General features: G+C 41.0%; 1 protein-coding gene. It reads left to right on the top strand.

Annotated elements, in window-relative coordinates; translation table 11 throughout:
* Positions 1-424: tyrosine-type recombinase/integrase (locus tag DC53_RS00245; RefSeq protein WP_033032435.1), on the top strand; the 424-nt coding region annotated here is incomplete at both ends.

Below are 424 nucleotides of genomic sequence, written 5' to 3'. Positions count from 1 at the left end.
ACATCGATAGTGGTGTGTTATGGATGTGGTTTGCGTATTGGCGAACTGCTACGCATTAAAGTGCAAGACATCGATGGACAGCGTAAAACCATTTTAATTGAACATGGTAAAGGAGATAAGTCACGCTATGTTGTTGTATCAGATAGCGTGCTAAATCAATTACGTTGCTATTGGAAAATGTATCACCCAACAGGCTGGATGTTTTATTCACGATGGTTAATGGATAAACCCATGTCACCCTCAAGCTTCAGAAAGGCATTGAGAAAACATGCACAAGCGTGTGGCTTAAAGCACTGTAACCCACATGCTTTACGCCATGCTTATGCAACACACCAACTTGAATCAGGTATGCCACTTCATCAACTGCAACATCAGCTTGGTCACAGTGATATTAAAACCACACAAAGTTACTTACATTGGTTAC

It is taken from the genome of Pseudoalteromonas fuliginea, assembly GCF_000690055.1.
Classification (GTDB): Bacteria; Pseudomonadota; Gammaproteobacteria; order Enterobacterales; family Alteromonadaceae; genus Pseudoalteromonas; species Pseudoalteromonas fuliginea.
The sequence above is the reverse complement of the archived record's forward strand: the minus strand, read 5'-3'. Positions and strand labels throughout refer to the sequence as shown.